This is a genomic window from Streptomyces sp. NBC_00029, from assembly GCF_045160505.1.
Lineage (GTDB): Bacteria > Actinomycetota > Actinomycetes > Streptomycetales > Streptomycetaceae > Streptomyces.
On sequence record NZ_CP108292.1, the window covers coordinates 771,524 to 785,668 of the forward strand.

The 14,145-nt window shown below is 67.7% G+C and carries 13 protein-coding genes and 3 pseudogenes; 7 read left to right on the plus strand and 9 right to left on the minus strand.

Going from position 1 to position 14,145, the window contains the following annotated elements; genetic code table 11:
- Positions 1–721: 721 nt before the first annotated feature.
- On the plus strand, positions 722–1,753 hold the full coding sequence (locus OG753_RS03795; protein WP_405787130.1) for an endonuclease/exonuclease/phosphatase family protein: 1,032 nt from the start codon (positions 722–724) through the stop codon (positions 1,751–1,753).
- Between the two features lie 154 nt (positions 1,754–1,907).
- A pseudogene (locus OG753_RS03800) lies at positions 1,908–2,677 on the plus strand (transposase family protein).
- A 251-nt stretch (positions 2,678–2,928) separates the two neighbouring features.
- Here OG753_RS03800 and OG753_RS03805 read toward each other — a convergent pair.
- The gene (locus OG753_RS03805; RefSeq protein WP_405787132.1) at positions 2,929–3,921 is read right to left on the minus strand and encodes a hypothetical protein; all 993 of its coding nucleotides are present in this window, start codon (positions 3,919–3,921) and stop codon (positions 2,929–2,931) included.
- 211 nt (positions 3,922–4,132) lie between these two features.
- Here OG753_RS03805 and OG753_RS03810 point away from each other — a divergent pair, with 211 nt between their 5' ends.
- On the plus strand, positions 4,133–4,576 hold the full coding sequence (locus OG753_RS03810) for a GNAT family N-acetyltransferase (RefSeq protein WP_405787133.1): 444 nt from the start codon (positions 4,133–4,135) through the stop codon (positions 4,574–4,576).
- Positions 4,577–4,803: 227 nt separating this feature from the next.
- Here OG753_RS03810 and OG753_RS03815 read toward each other — a convergent pair whose 3' ends face one another.
- The 6 genes and pseudogenes from OG753_RS03815 to OG753_RS03840 form a co-directional block, all read right to left on the minus strand.
- Entirely contained in the window at positions 4,804–5,394 is a 591-nt protein-coding gene (locus tag OG753_RS03815) for a hypothetical protein (RefSeq protein ID WP_405787135.1), read from the minus strand.
- The gene (locus OG753_RS03820) at positions 5,391–6,650 is read right to left on the minus strand and encodes a hypothetical protein (RefSeq protein ID WP_405787136.1); all 1,260 of its coding nucleotides are present in this window, start codon (positions 6,648–6,650) and stop codon (positions 5,391–5,393) included. Before OG753_RS03820 ends, OG753_RS03815 begins: the two co-directional genes overlap by 4 nt.
- A 3-nt stretch (positions 6,651–6,653) precedes the next feature.
- Positions 6,654–7,406, minus strand: a complete 753-nt coding sequence (locus tag OG753_RS03825) for an ATP-binding cassette domain-containing protein (RefSeq protein WP_405787138.1) — start codon at positions 7,404–7,406, stop codon at positions 6,654–6,656.
- Between the two features lie 111 nt (positions 7,407–7,517).
- Positions 7,518–7,877, minus strand: a complete 360-nt coding sequence (locus tag OG753_RS03830) for a hypothetical protein (RefSeq protein ID WP_405787139.1) — start codon at positions 7,875–7,877, stop codon at positions 7,518–7,520.
- A gap of 102 nt (positions 7,878–7,979) precedes the next feature.
- Entirely contained in the window at positions 7,980–8,327 is a 348-nt protein-coding gene (locus OG753_RS03835; protein ID WP_405787140.1) for a hypothetical protein, read from the minus strand.
- Between the two features lie 279 nt (positions 8,328–8,606).
- Positions 8,607–8,787: pseudogene (locus OG753_RS03840) on the minus strand (alpha/beta hydrolase); the annotation flags it as partial.
- Between the two features lie 299 nt (positions 8,788–9,086).
- On the opposite strand from OG753_RS03840, the gene OG753_RS03845 reads away from it, so the two are divergent.
- Both OG753_RS03845 and OG753_RS03850 read left to right on the plus strand, forming a co-directional pair.
- The gene (locus OG753_RS03845) at positions 9,087–9,914 is read left to right on the plus strand and encodes a HEAT repeat domain-containing protein (RefSeq protein WP_405787141.1); all 828 of its coding nucleotides are present in this window, start codon (positions 9,087–9,089) and stop codon (positions 9,912–9,914) included.
- 300 nt (positions 9,915–10,214) lie between these two features.
- Complete coding sequence (locus OG753_RS03850; RefSeq protein WP_405787142.1) at positions 10,215–11,111, plus strand: hypothetical protein; 897 nt, start codon at positions 10,215–10,217, stop codon at positions 11,109–11,111.
- 74 nt (positions 11,112–11,185) lie between these two features.
- Here OG753_RS03850 and OG753_RS03855 read toward each other — a convergent pair.
- A pseudogene (locus OG753_RS03855) lies at positions 11,186–11,572 on the minus strand (transposase); the annotation flags it as partial.
- Between the two features lie 375 nt (positions 11,573–11,947).
- Between OG753_RS03855 and OG753_RS03860 the strand changes: the two are divergent.
- Entirely contained in the window at positions 11,948–12,418 is a 471-nt protein-coding gene (locus OG753_RS03860; RefSeq protein ID WP_405787144.1) for a hypothetical protein, read from the plus strand.
- Positions 12,419–13,032: 614 nt separating this feature from the next.
- Here the strand turns inward: OG753_RS03860 and OG753_RS03865 are convergent.
- Positions 13,033–13,395 carry a toxin-antitoxin system YwqK family antitoxin gene (locus OG753_RS03865; RefSeq protein ID WP_405787146.1) on the minus strand — a complete coding sequence of 121 codons (363 nt, stop codon included), beginning with the start codon at positions 13,393–13,395 and terminating at the stop codon, positions 13,033–13,035.
- Between the two features lie 163 nt (positions 13,396–13,558).
- On the opposite strand from OG753_RS03865, the gene OG753_RS03870 reads away from it, so the two are divergent.
- Positions 13,559–14,083, plus strand: coding sequence for an AAA family ATPase (locus OG753_RS03870; RefSeq protein WP_405787148.1), 525 nt, complete (start codon positions 13,559–13,561; stop codon positions 14,081–14,083).
- Positions 14,084–14,145: the final 62 nt, after the last annotated feature.

A 14,145-nucleotide genomic window follows, 5' to 3' on the forward strand; every position in this document is an offset into this window, starting at 1 on the left:
GGGAACAGTTCCCGCCCCGCTCCGCGGAGGCGCGGTGGCTGGCGCCAGCGCAGTCGGCGGATGAGGTGCTGCGACGGCTCACATCGCCACCGTTCTTGCCAGCAGCCAACGCCACCCGGGCCGGGCGACAGCGCGGAGTCGCCAAATTTCTGCGCTGGCTGTCCAGTCTCCAAGGGGATACCTGGCAGCAGCGTTGGAAGACCGGCCGCGTCGAGGAGATCCCCGGCGCGGACTGGACAGATCTCCCGCTGCGTTTCTTGCGTCAGAGTGGGCCGTCACCGTCGTATGAGCGCGGTGACCTGACCTCAGGGCTGCTGATGCTGGTCTGCGGCGATGTCATCCGTCCCGACCTGGCGGCGGAGGGGCTCGGCCGAGACGGCCAGTCAGGCGCGAGCCGAGGAGACACCCGCCGGCGGCCCCGCACCCCCACCCCAGCAACCGATCCCGCCCAGGCGAGCCAAACCCAGTCCCGCCGGCGCTTGAGGCGCGGCCACCGGGCCGCACCCGGAAACGGCACCCGCACCCGCCCGGCCAGGGCACGGGCACGGGCGGAGCCCCAGGGGCCGCAGCCGGGGTGGCGGCACCGCCCAGGCGGGCCAAACCGCAGCTGTTCAGGTGGCTTCTCGGCTGACGCGGACTATGTGCTTGTCACTCCATTTCGACTATGCGCTGATTTATCCAGAACCTCAGTCGGCACTAGGAGCAACGCATGGCGCGAAGAATGACGGCACTATCGGTCATCGCCGGACTGATCGCCACAGCGTTGGGCTTGGCGGCCCCCGCTCAGGCCGAGACACGGCACCAGCATCTCGACGTAGCCACGTACAACATCTATCAAGGCGCCGACCTCACACCCCTCTTCACGGCACCCAACCTGCCGGAACTCGTCAGGCGAGCAGGAATCGCCTACGGCCAGGTGGTCGCCACCGACTTCCCGCTTCGCGCCCGCGCCATCTCCCGCCTGATCAAGAAGGACCGGCCCGAGGTCATCGGTCTGCAGGAGGTCGCCCTGTGGAAGACCGGCCCGCAGGGCGGCGACCTCACCACCACGTACGACTTCCTGGACATCCTGCTTCGCACACTGCGTAAGGCGGGGCTGGACTACCGGGCTGTCGCGGTCGACACCACATTCAGCGGCGCTCTTCCGATCAGCGCCACCGAGCAGGCGAGCTTCACGGACCGGGACGTGATCCTCGTACGCCACGGAGTCCGGGTGACGAACACCCAATCGCACATCTACACCGCAAAGCTCGTCGTCCCGACACCGTCCGGTATCACCTTCACCATTCCGCGCGGCTGGTCCACGGTGGACGTGAAACTCGCGGGCAAGCCGGTACGGGTGGCGAACACACACCTGGAGCCTGCGGCGCCGCCCGTCCGGAACGCCCAGGGCCAGGAGCTGTACGACGCGCTGGCACAGTCGCCGTACCCGGTCACCGCGATCGGCGACTTCAACTCCCTTCCCACGGACGCGACCGGGCCGTACAGCACGTTCACCACCGGCGGCTATGAAGAGGCGTGGCGCAAGGTCCACGCCACGGGACGCGGCTTCACCGCAGCCCAGGACCCTGACCTCACCAACGTGCCGTCCAAGCTGGACCGCCGCATCGATTACGTCTTCTACCACCCTGGCCGGCTGTCGGCGGTCTCCGCCGACGTGATCGGGGACAAGCTGCGGGACCGCACACCGACGGGGCTGTGGCCGTCCGATCATGCCGGCCTGGTGGCACGGCTGCGCCTCTCGCCGAGATAGCGTCCCTGCGGGGCCGAGTGCACGTCATAGCCGGCGGGCCCCTCGACCACCGAGGGGCCCGTTTCGTCATCGTGGGCGAAGTGCCGGAGGAACCAGGTCCGCGCGGCGCCCTAAAGGGTGTCGCAGAAGGCTTAGTTCTGGGCATTTTGCCTGTATGGGTGGGGTGTTGCGGGCTGAGCCGGTGTGGGTGGAGACGTTCACGGGCTTGCGGATCGATCGGTTCGCCAAGCTGGTGAAGGTGGTGCGGGAGCGGGGCGGGAACGGCCCCAATGGTGGCCGGCCCTGGTGCCTGCCCTTGGCAGACCGGGTGCTGCTGGTGGCCGTGTACTACCGCACGAATTTCACGATGCGGCAGCTCGCCCCGCTCTTCGGTATCTCTCCGGCCACGGTCTGTCGGGTCATCCAGCGCCTGCGGCCGCTGCTGGCGCCGGAGCCGGCCCCGCGGCCGGTCGCCGGGGTGGACCGGTTGTGGATCGTGGACGGAACCCTGGTCCCGGTCCGCGACCGCACGGTCGGCGCCTCGTCGAGGAACTACCGGTTCTCGGCGAACGTGCAGGTCATCATCGATGCCGACAGCCGTCTGGTCGTCGCGAGCGCCCGCCCGGCGCCTGGAAACAAGGCGGACGCCCACGTCTGGCGTGAGTCGGATCTGCCGGCCGCGGCGGCCGGGACGACGGTGATCGCGGATGGCGCCTACCTGGAACGGGTCTGATCGTTCCGCACCGCAAACGTGCCGGACGCCCCCTCCTGCGCGGCCAGGAGGAGGACAACGCCGAACATCGGCGGGTCCGTGCCCGCGTCGAACACACCTTTGCCCGCATGAAGAACTGGAAGATCCTCCGCGACTGCCGCCAGAAAGGAGACAGCCTCCACCACGCCGTCCAGGCCGTCGCCACCATGCACAACCTCGCCATGACAGGCTGAAACACCAGGCCAGGCACCACTCAAGCCTGCCCAAGACGGACCTTCTGCAACACCCTTTAGGTCCTGTGTTCCGCCGCCCAGTCAGGGGCGAGCAATGCACGCTCGAGCTCGGCCGGGGTGAGACGGAGGCACTGCCCGATCATGCTCATGAACCACACCGTAGGAGGAGCCACTGACAGGACCACTGTGTCTGGCAGGGCGAACGGCTGGGCAAGGCCCGCTGCCGGCTCCCGCAGCGCGGACGGAAACGGTCAGACGTCTTCCGCTCGTGCACGCAGCTCCGCCAGGCCCACGGGCCCCTCGGTGTCGCTCAGTGATCGTCCCGTCAGCTCCGTGAGGGCCTGGCACGGTGACAGTCCCCGATCGGAGGCGGAGCGCAGGCGGTCCAGCCACGTGAGCGCCGTCCGGTACCTCTCGTCGTCGTCGAGATCGAGGGGCTCGAAGCTCGCCGCGGGCTCGGTCTCAGAGGCCCAGAGATATCCGAGCACCCCGCGGTCGTCGGTCACCGGCACGTACCGGACCTCGCCCGGCACCGAGCGTCGGTATCCAATGTGCCCGAATCCGGGCGCATGGGTGAAGACGTCGTACCGCTGGGCAACTTCGTACCGGGTCCAGGAGTCGGACGGAGTTCCGTCCTGGTCGACATGGGGAACGACGCCCGTCTCCGTCGGCGTGCCGAAGTAGGTGGGGTCCTCGGGGTCCATGTCGGATCCCAGCACTTCGGTGAGCTCCGCGAGCACGGACGCCAAACGAGGCGCGTTCGCCTCGTAGACGGCGGACTGATCACGGCCTCGGAGGTCGTACCGCATCCATGCATCGGAGTACGTGCCCAGATCCACTGTGGCGAAGCCGGGGTCCACGACGACGGTCAGGTCGAACACTCCTTCCGTCCGGATCTCCTGCGCACCGGTGGACAGCGAGCCGGCCACGGCACACCGGGCATCCACCGATCCGATGCGACCGGGACGCATGGCAGACCTGATCGCGCCAGCCAGCTCCTCAGCGGATCCGGCAGCGGTGAGTTCGCTCTGGAACAGCATGCCGGCCGGTGTGGCGGGAGGTGTACCGGGCGGCGTGCCTGCCTCGGAGATGGCGAGACGGAAGGTCGGCACGCCGAGCGCGAGCCGGTACGAGGCCAGGACGGACCGGGCCGCCATCAGGTCTCCGAGGCACCGGACCAGCGGGTCCACACCATCGATGAATTCGCCCCACGTCCATCGGGCGACCGGCGTACTGGCTATCACGGCGCCACATCCGGCAACGGCGCCCACGGGCGCCCACATCGCCCACCCTGTGCTCGCGATCCTGACACTGTCCTCCCAGCTGGTGCCCTGGGCCTTTGCATCCGCTTCCCGGCCGCGGCCCGAAAGAGCGCGACCGCGTCCCTCCTGAACTCCTCCGAATACGGAGACCTGCGTCCCACCTGGACATCCCTCCCTGGACCAGCAAGATCCATTGTCAGGGTGTCCACTTCAGAGGGTCAGCCTCAACTGGCGCCTGCTCCTCGCGGTTTTCCACGACGGCCAGGTCGTCGGTCAGCAGAATCTCTCCGCACGCGACTTCGCCACCACCGGGGAAGCCCGCACCGGTTTCTGGCTAGGTCGCCGGTTCCAGGGCCAGGGCTACGGCACCCAGATGCGTGCCGCCGCCCTGACTCTGGCCTTCGACGGCCTGGGCGCCGCCCGCGTCACTTCCACCGCTTTCGCAGATAACGCCGTCTCCAGGGCTGTCTCTCTCAAATTCGGGTACCGCCCGAACGGAGTCCACCGCATCGCCGTCGACGGCCACGCCTACGACGCCCACGAGGAGGTCATCGAGGCTGCCAACTGGCAGGGCTGCGCCAGCGTGGTGCCGGTCGGAATGGCTAGGCTGTCCAGCTGCATCTCGTTCTTCCGCTAATGCGCACGACTTGGCCGGGGCGTCTCAAACGCCCCTCGGGGCCTTTTCCGCGGAGCCGGGGCCTGCTGCGTCGCCGGGGGCGGATCACCGGGGTCAACTGGGAGCGGTGGGGATATTGATGTCCCGATCGCCAACCGCCTGCGAGGTCAGTAGAGTGCGGACGCGCCGCCCCAGGTTGAGTGAGGCGGCCCGTCTTGTTGACTGTGTGGTCAGTCGAGTTCGGTCTCTCACAGGGCGCCGCGCGGCGGCCTGAGGCTGCTGAACGTCGCCCCGGCAACCAGGACCGCGACGCCCGCCAGGAGGGCGGGCATGCTGGTTGCGGCGTGCAGGACGACAGCCCACGGCTGCGCTCCGCGGCCGCCGCTCTTCCATCCTCCGACGGCGAGGACCAGGGGTATGGCGGTGAGGACCGGGGCTGCGATCCGGGCGCCGGTGAGGGGGTTGAGGAGGAGCGCCAGGCCGAGGTAGAAGGCGGTATTCCGGCCGATCGCCAGGGCCACGGCGTCGGCGCCCGCGAAGTGTCCGAGAACGGCCATGCTCAGGGCGAGGGTTGCGCAGGCGGCGGCGAGGGAGGCATCGAAGCGGTGGACGGCGCGCACGGCGACTGTTTCAGTGGCGTCCCGGGCGCGGCCGGTGAAGGCGAGCCATGTCACGGCGGGGATGACGGTGATCAGCGCGGCGAGAAGGAAGTGTCCGGCCCCGCCGACCATTGCGGGTACGGGGATGCGGCTCTGTCCGAATGCCAGGCCTGCGCCGGCCGTCACAGCGGTGACGGCGGCGAGGGTGGGGACGTTACGGGATGCGGCCCACCAGTTCACCGGCCTGCTCCTTCAGGGTTCAGGTTCGGCTTCTGGTCGCAGCCGGTGAGCGCGGCCCGGTTCGTTTCGTACCAGGCGTGCTGACGGTCGGAGGGCAGCGTGAGGACCTTCTGGGCGAGTTTCGCGTCGTCGGGGGAGACGCGGCCATGGACCGGCGCTGGGGGAGCTTGGGTGGCGATGGCGGTCAGCCATGCGGTGAGCGGTCCCCGGGCGGGGAACGCCGGGTATTCGTGGCTGGTTCGGGCACATTCGGGGATGGGGGGCAGGAGGGTGTTGGTGAGGTTGGCGGCGATGCCCTGCTCGCGGACCTGGCCTTTGCCTCCGAAGCCGGCCTGTCCTGGCTTGAGGTCACGGTTTTGGGTGAGGGAGGAGAGCACGGGAAGCCCGGCGTCTTTCAGGCGGCCGCTGTAGGTGCGGGTGGTCGCCACGATCCGGGTGCGTCCCGGGGTCTCGGGCCACAGGCACACTTCCGGGACGGCGGCGGTGTCGCAGACCAGAGCGTCGGGCTTCCGGTCGGCGACCGGGTCATAGTCCATGTCCACGACCAGGAACACCGAGGCCACGGACGCGGCGACAAGGGCGGCCAGAGGCTTCCAGGGGCTGGCCTGGGCGATCGCGAGGAGGCATGCGGTGATGATCCCGCCGGTGAACAGGAGCGGCGCCCGCACGGCCACAGGGTCGATGACCGATCCGACCGAGCAGCAGCTGTCGTAGGCGCCAGCGACCAGGTGGCGGGGCCACGGGGTGTCCCAGGATCCGGGGAACGCGGTCAGGCAGAACCCGGCGACCATCGCCAACGGTGCGGCCGCAAGGTGCGGAAGACGGCCGCCCAGAAGGTATCCGGCCAGCGTGGAGGCCGCCATCAGCAGCGCGTACACCACGAACATGCCCAGGTGGGAGAAGGGCGGAAGCGTTCCGGCGGCCGAGACCGCGACACCGACTGCGATGAGCATTCCGACCACGCCCATCGCCCACACCGGGACCAGCAGCGGCAGCGCGATGGCGAGCCGGCTGCGGGAAGGAGTCTGCCCGAAGACGTTGCCCCGGCGCAGGCGTGCGCTTTCCCACGCTCCGCTCGCCGCGCACGCTGCCGCGGCGAACGGGATCGTGTAGGAGGCATTGCCGAGGACGGACGGCCCGTAACCGGGGACGGTGCCCATGGTGATCGGCTCCGACAGGAGCAGCAGGACGTAGCCGGCGAGGAAGACGAGCATGAGTCCGGCGGAGGAGGACCGCAGGAGAGTGGCGATACGCATCGGTCAGATCTCCCGTCCGACGAGCATCACGTAGGCGGCTTCGGCCTGCTCGCGTCCGCGTGTGGAGGCCGGTGCCAGGGCGTGGAAGTCGGCGGGGCTGCCCTGAAAGCAGATCTTGCCGTGGGCGAGGACGGCCACATGCGTATACAGGTCGGCGAGGTCTTCGGTCTGGTGCGTGGAGACGATCACCTGCACGCTGCCGGCGAGGTCGTCAACGAGCTCACGGAACACCACGCGCTGCGTGGGGTCGAGGCCGGCGGTCGGCTCGTCCATCAAGATCAGTTCACTGCGATGGGTCAGTGCTCCCGCGATTCCCATGCGGCGGAGCTGCCCGCCGGACACCTGGTGGCTTTTGCGCTCCGCGAGGCGGGTGAGGTCGACGCGGCGCAGCGCGTCTTCGGACGCTTTCCACGCCAAGTCTTTCGGCATGCCCTTGAGCCATCCTGCGTAGGCGACCTGTTCGCGTACGGTCAGCCCGGGCACGGGGGTGATCTGCTGGGGGATCCACGCCACGCTTTTGCGGTAGGCGGCCAGGTGGCGGCCCTTTGCAGTGCCTCCGTTGAAGGTGACCGATCCGGAGGAGGGGGGCAGGTGGGAGGCGGCGATGGCCATCAGTGTGGATTTGCCGGCTCCGTTCGGGCCGAGGAGGACTGTTGCCCGCGCATCAATCCGGAGACTGAATTCGTTGAAAACGGATGTCTTCCGCCCGTATCGGAACGAAACATGATCAAAAACCAGAGCCATGGAGGAACGCACAATCCGCCACCCCGCCGCCAGCGGGATGGCTTTGGTCGTGGGACAGTGGACAGGAGAGGGTCCCGGTGCTGAATCCACCGGGACCCTCGTACTACGTGTGCAACAGCCTTACTACCAGGCGACCTTCACGTATTTGACGGTGAGGAACGTGCCGCTGTACACGTCCGTCAGCGCGAAGTAGTAGTTCCCCGCGTCGTCCGGGTCGCCGTAGTCCACCCACCCGCAGTTGTTCGACCGGGTCCCCTTGGAGCGGTCCGGAGCGGAAGAGATGTCCTTCCACAGCCGCAGCCCGGCGGAGTTGAAGCCGCTACCGCCGTCCGAGATGCAGTCCGCGAAGTAGATACCCGTGTAGTCCCAGGTGTCGTTGTTGTCCCACCAGCGGCGCGACTCGTTACCCACCCGCCACCCGGTGATGGACGACTCGAACTGACCCTCCGCCGTCACCCCGGCGTGCGCCGGAATCACCGACACCGCCCCCACCGGGCGGCACCCTCGCGGATCGGAAATCCGACCCCTGATCCGGCCTGCGACTACCAGGCGACCTTGACGTAGTCGATGTTGATGTAGTCGCCGTTAACCGACGTCCGTCAGCGCGAAGTAGTAGTTGCCCGCGTCGTTCGGATCGCCGTAGTCCACCCACCCGCAGTAGTTGTTCCGGGTGCCCTTACTGCGGTCCGGGGCGCTGGAGATGTCCTTCCAAAGGCGCAGCGACGCGTAGTCGTAGCCCCGATGGTCGTCATCCGACTTGCATCCCTGGAAGTAGATGCCGGTGTAGTCCCAGGTGTCGTTGTTGTCCCACCAGCGGCGGGACTCCGTCGGAGCCGTCCACCATGAGATGTGGGACTCGAACTGGCCTTCCGCGGTGACGCCCGCGTTCGCCGGGGTGATGCCGCCGATCCCGAGGAGCGCAACACCTGCCATCAGACCGGCAGCCTTCCTGCGCCGTGTACTCATCGGTTTCCCCTTCCCTTGCTCATTGGCCCTGTGTGAGGGCATGACGGAGGGAGGAGACGTTGTGCGAGGCCCCCCCCGAGGCGATTCGAACGCTAACCGCGGAACACCCCATTCTGCGAAAAGTGTTGGAGTATGACTCAAAAGAGTGCCGTTTCGCTGCCATCGGCGGAACAAGTCGTAGATCCGGCCCCACGGCCCGTACTCGACGGGCACGTCCACTCGGCGGCCACTGCGGCACAATCACGGGTATGTCGCCGGAAGTTCACCGAGCGGCCCCGCCAGCACAGCGGGCTCGGTAAGCGTGGCACCTGGGTGAGGCGTCGAGCTCGACGAATACCACCCGGGCCAGTCGGTCACCGATCCGCTCCGCAGCCTGACCGACCGGGATGCCCGAGTAGCTGTGACCCACCAGGACTACGTCACGCAGACCCTGGCACCATCCCGCCGGATGGGATCCGGGCAGGTGCCCGTCGTGATGGGGATGCCGCTAGTCAGGCTGTGTCGGCGTTGCGCGCGCGGACGTGGGTTTGGCTGATTCCCAATCGTTCTTATCAAGGCCACAGAAACCTGTGCGGACGTTGAGAGGGTCTGAGCGGCGGAGTGAGCCGACTGCACCGAACTCCGTTGTCAGAGACCTGTTGGACAATCCGTTCCGTCAGCCTGCACCGCAGCAGGGAGACCCGTAGCGGCAGGCTCGGTGCGGGCTGAAGGCATGAGGAGGACGGATTGGAAGACCAACCGGCAGCGGATAATCTCGTCCTGCGCCTTGATGAGCTGGCGGCCGGACTCACGGATCCGGATTGCGACCTCGACGACCTTGCAGAAATCGAAGAGGAGCTCGTAGCCGCCCGGCGGCGGGAGCTGATTCCGTACCTGGAACAGCATCTCGCGGCAGCTGTGGAGGCGGGCAACTGGTACGCCCGTCATGTGTTCGCTCGGATTCTGGCCGAGACCGCCGGCCACACGTCCCTTGCCGCCCTGTTGCGGGCCTACTCCCGCAACCTGGGTGACGACCAGGACTCCCTCTCGACGACGCTCCATGTACTCGTGAAGGAGCACCCGGCCGCCGCGCGCCGAATCCTCCTGCCATGCGCCGTCGGCAACGATGAGGACCTTCGCGGGGCGGCAATCTGGCTGCTCGGCTTCGTCCCCGAACCAGCCGATCTCAACCTGCTGGCCCACGCTGCGCAGGACTCGGACGAAGGAATCCGCAACGCGGTCGTGGGCACGCTCGGCAGCCATGGGACAGAGCCCGCGGCCATCGACCTGCTGTTGCACCTTCTGGACGACCCTTCCCCGCAGGTGCGCATCTCAGCCCTCAGCTCCCTCGGCTTTCTTCAGCAACCCAGAACCCTGCCGAGGATCCGCTTGCTCGCGAACGACGACAACCCCCGCGTTCGTGCCTGGGTCGCGGTCGCCTTGGGCCGCTTTCCCGCCCTGGACCGCGCAGACCCCGCGACCTTGGCCGTGCTCGACCAGCTGGCAGCAGACGCTGACCCGTACGTTCGTGACCAGACAACCGAGGCACGTCAGCGCAAGCCCCTCCGCAGCTGACGAGGCGTGCGCTTCATGCGGCGCTGGCCAGGCCCAGTTGCGGCGGCTGGGCTGTCCATTGGCGTTGGTCTCGGATGGACAGCCCAGCCGCCTCAACCGGAACCAGCCGCGGCATGACACCACGTGCTTGTCAGCGGACGCGGAACGCACACCCGTCGGAGTCGTTCCTGAGCGCCTGTCGTAGGTTCCCGGCCATGGACACGAACACACAGCCCGATGCGATTGAACTGATCCGGCTGACCGACCCTGGCCAGAGCATCACCGTTCGTTTGCGTTCTACCGAGCCTTAGCCTGCGGTTCATGAACCTGGATGCTGAACTGAGCGCTCTTGCTGTCCAAGAGGATCTACCCGCCGATCTTGTGCGGCGTCTGCTCCAGCATCCGCAGGCCCGGCGCTCGGCGGCCCTTCTGCGCAGGGATCTGACTCCGGAGTTGCTGGAGGAGATCATCAGGCTCGGCTCCGCCCGTAGTCTGGCCGCCAACGGCTTCGTGCCCGCCAAGTTCAGGGCGCGTTTCGCAGATAGTCCGGAGCCGCTGGTCCGGGCTGCGGTCGCGGCGAGCGTTACCGACGAGCCGCCTGGGCTGCTGGCACGCCTAGCGGCTGATCGGGATCCGTCCGTGCGTGCGTTCCTTGCGATGAACGAGCATCTACCGCCAGAGCTGTTGGCCGTGCTGGCCGAGGATCCCGAGCCGAGGGTGCGGTCGTCGGTTGTCGATCACTGGCGGCATGCACCCGAGCCGGTGCGCCAGGCTTTGCTGACGGACTCGGATGCGAATATCCGCAGGGCTGCCGCTTCGGTGTACTCGCCGCCGGCGGACCTGTTGCCTGCTCTCCTTGCCGATCCGCAGACCCGTGCCATCGCTGTCAGGCATGCCGGTCCGTCCCCGGAGCTGGCCGCCGACCCGGATTCCGGTGTTCGCAAGGCTGTGGCCGCCCACCCGGACCTGCCCGCCGAGCTGCGAGATCTGCTCGCGGGTGACCGGGACGCCTTCGTCCGCAACGAGATCGCGGCCCGCGCGGACACTCCCTCGACGCTGCGCGAGAGCGTCGTCGCCACCCTGACTACTGACGACCCCGTGACCGACTGGTTTCTGTCCTTCCGCCGAAACACCCACACATGCCCTCCACGCACACCGGCTCCACCCAAGCTCACGCGAGAACAGGCGGAAGACCTCCTCGCCCGTGCCGGCCTGTAGCCGTCGGGTTCTCCGGTTCAGGCAGCCTGAACCAGGTCGGTCGGGGTTGTTCCGCGTTCGGTCCGGATTCCGGGACTGCGGCTGATGCGGCGAGTCATGAGCGTGATGGCGGCCCAGGTGATGAGGGCTTCGCTGTGCTGCACAAGTCGCTCGTAGTCTCGTGCGTGGCGTCGGGCCTGCATGATCCAGGACAGGCTGCGTTCGACGACCCAGCGGCGGGGCAGAACAACAAATCGGGTGGCTTCCTTGGGGCGGCTGACGGTCTTCACCGTCAGGCGGAGGTACTTCTTGGCCCAGTCGACGAGTTGTCCGGCGTAGGCGGAATCGGCCCAGACGATGGTGATTTCGGGATGCATGAGGCGGAGTCGGAAGAAGACCTCTTTGGCGGCCTCGCGATCGGTCATGTCAGCCGGAGTGACCATGACCAGCAGCGGAAGACCGCGTGTGTCCACCACGCCTTCCGCGCCCCGCTCGCCCGCCCGACGCGCCTGCCCTGGCTGCCTTCCAGCCCCGCACTGCAGGGCTGGAGGTGCTCGGCGGCAACGGGCTGGCGCACCGGCGTGTGATGCCGTGGCGCCGGGCCGCGCAGTTGCTGGCCTGTCAGATCCCGCCTCTAGGCTGTCCGCAGAGATTCGATCAAGGCGCGAGGCAGTGGGGATAGAGCATCACCAGGCAGGCGGGGCGGCCGTGTCGGCGGCACGCGAGGACTTCACTGACCAGCCAGGGTAGGTCCGGAACGTCGCAGGCGTAGCCCCGCCACCCAAGGCGCCGTCGCTCACCTCGCTGTCCGCCGACCTCGCCACCGAAACCGACTACCCGACAGGACCCAACACCTGATGTCCATATGGCCTTCGCTCGTCGCCGTACTCGGTACCCTCGCCGGCGCCCTGACCGCCGGACTCCTCCAGCACCGTTCGGCACGAACCGCACGCGCCGAGCAGCGCGCCGACGGCCACCGCCAGGACCAGCTCGGCGCCGTCACCGACTTCGCGGCTGCCCTGGACGCGCACCGCTCGGCAATGTTCCATCGGGAGCGTCTGTCCCTGACCGAGGCAGGCACCGAGCACCAGCTGGAGGCCCAGACGAGGTCCCACGACACCCGGGCGGCAATCACCGCGCCCCACATCCGCCTTCAGGTCCTGGTCCCCGAGCTGGCCGGCCCCGCCCAGCAGGCCGCAGATGCCACGTACGCGCTGCGCAAGGCCATCGACCGAACCGAGCTGGACGCCCAGCGGCATGCGGCCAAGGAAGCATCCGTTGCCTTCATCTCCGCGGCAAGCCAGCTGTTGAGCCCCAACAACCGCTGATTGAAGGCGACCACTGCCAACGTCCTGGCCGTCCGGTGATGCCGGTTCATACGCCTCATGCGCCCCCGTGACAGAGGCGCGTTCGCCTCGTAGACGGCGGTCAGGTCGAACACTCCTTCCGTCCGGATCTCCTGCGCACCGGTGGACAGCGAGGCGGCCACACTGCACCGGGCATCCACCGATCCGATGCGACCGGGGCGCATGGCAGACCTGATCGCGCCAGCCAGCTCCTCAGCGGATCCGGTAGCCGTGAGTCCGCCTTGGAACAGCATGCCGGCCTCGGAGATGGCGAGACGGAAGGTCGGCACGCCGAGCGCGAACCGGTGCGAGGCCAGCACGGACCGGGCCGCCATCAGGTCTCCGAGGCACCGGACCAGGGGGTCCACACCCTCGATGAATTTGTCCCACGTCCATCGGGCCACTGGCGTACTGGCGATCACGGCGCCACATTCGGCATAGGCATGCTCGCTACCCGCCTTCTCCGAAATTCAGCCTCGGGGACGGATCAGCGTGGAGAAGGCCCGGCCCAGGACAGGCGCTTGCGCAGAACCACGGATCCACAGTCCGGAAATCCGGGCGCCCATCACTGCGCATACATGAATCAGGCCCTGGAATCACGCCTTGTCCCGATCCCAGGTTCGCGTAGGAGCACGGGTTTCGTCCCATTCGAACGCCTGGAGGGAAAAACGGCCGTCCTCGCTCTGAACCAGTCTTTGCGCAAGGACCCCGTTCTCATGCCATCGCCGGGCCTCCCCGGCCAAACGCCCCGTGCGCATCACGCCCTCGGCCTGCAGGACCCCGCTCGCGTACCACTGCCGATAGGGGCCGTCCTTGATGCCTTCCCGGTACGCCGTCAGGCTCACGCGGCGCCCGGCGACGAACTCTTCGGCCTCGCCCGTGAACAGCTCTCCGCGGTAGAGCAGCCTGTGAGCGTAGTCGCCGTCCACTTCTGGGTCGTCAATGTCGATGCGATGCATGCCCTCACCAAGCCTGGAAGTTCGTGTCCATGTCCGGCGGGAATCCTGTGAACCTACCGAAGCCGCTCGAAGACCACGCCGAGCACCTGGCCAAGGCGGTCGACCGCACCGAGTCTTCCACTCTGCCTGCCCCCGCAGTCCGCAAGACGCTAGCGTCAAGTCCATGATCGTATGGCTCAACGGCACGCACGGCGCGGGCAAGACGACGACCAGCGCGCTCGTCCAGCAGCTGATTCCGGACTCACGGGTGTTCGACGCCGAGAAAGTCGGCGAGACGCTCATGGACATCAAGCCAGGATTGCCCGCGACGGACAACTTCCAGCACTGGTCGCCATGGCGGCCGCTTGTAGTCGAGACCGCCAGACGCGTCCTCGACTACACCGGCGGAACCCTGGTGATGCCCATGACCGTCCTGGTCGAGGAGTACTGGCGCGAGATCAGCTCGGGCCTTGCCGAGCACGATATTCCGGTCCGGCACTTCGTCCTCCACGCCGACCAGGACACTCTCCGTGCGCGCATCGCGGGCGACACCGTTCTCGGCCCCGACTCCCCGTTCCGGCTCCAATACCTTGAGCCCTACGCCGAGGCGGCCCGCACGTGGCTGCACGCCGAGGCCGAGGTTATCGACACCACGCACCTCACCCCCGCCCAGACCGCCCAGTCGATCGCAGAGGCCGTCAAGAGTTGAGAGGCCAACCTTCCAGCGCCACACCTCGCAGGTGACAACAAGACTGCCTATGTGACAACTAC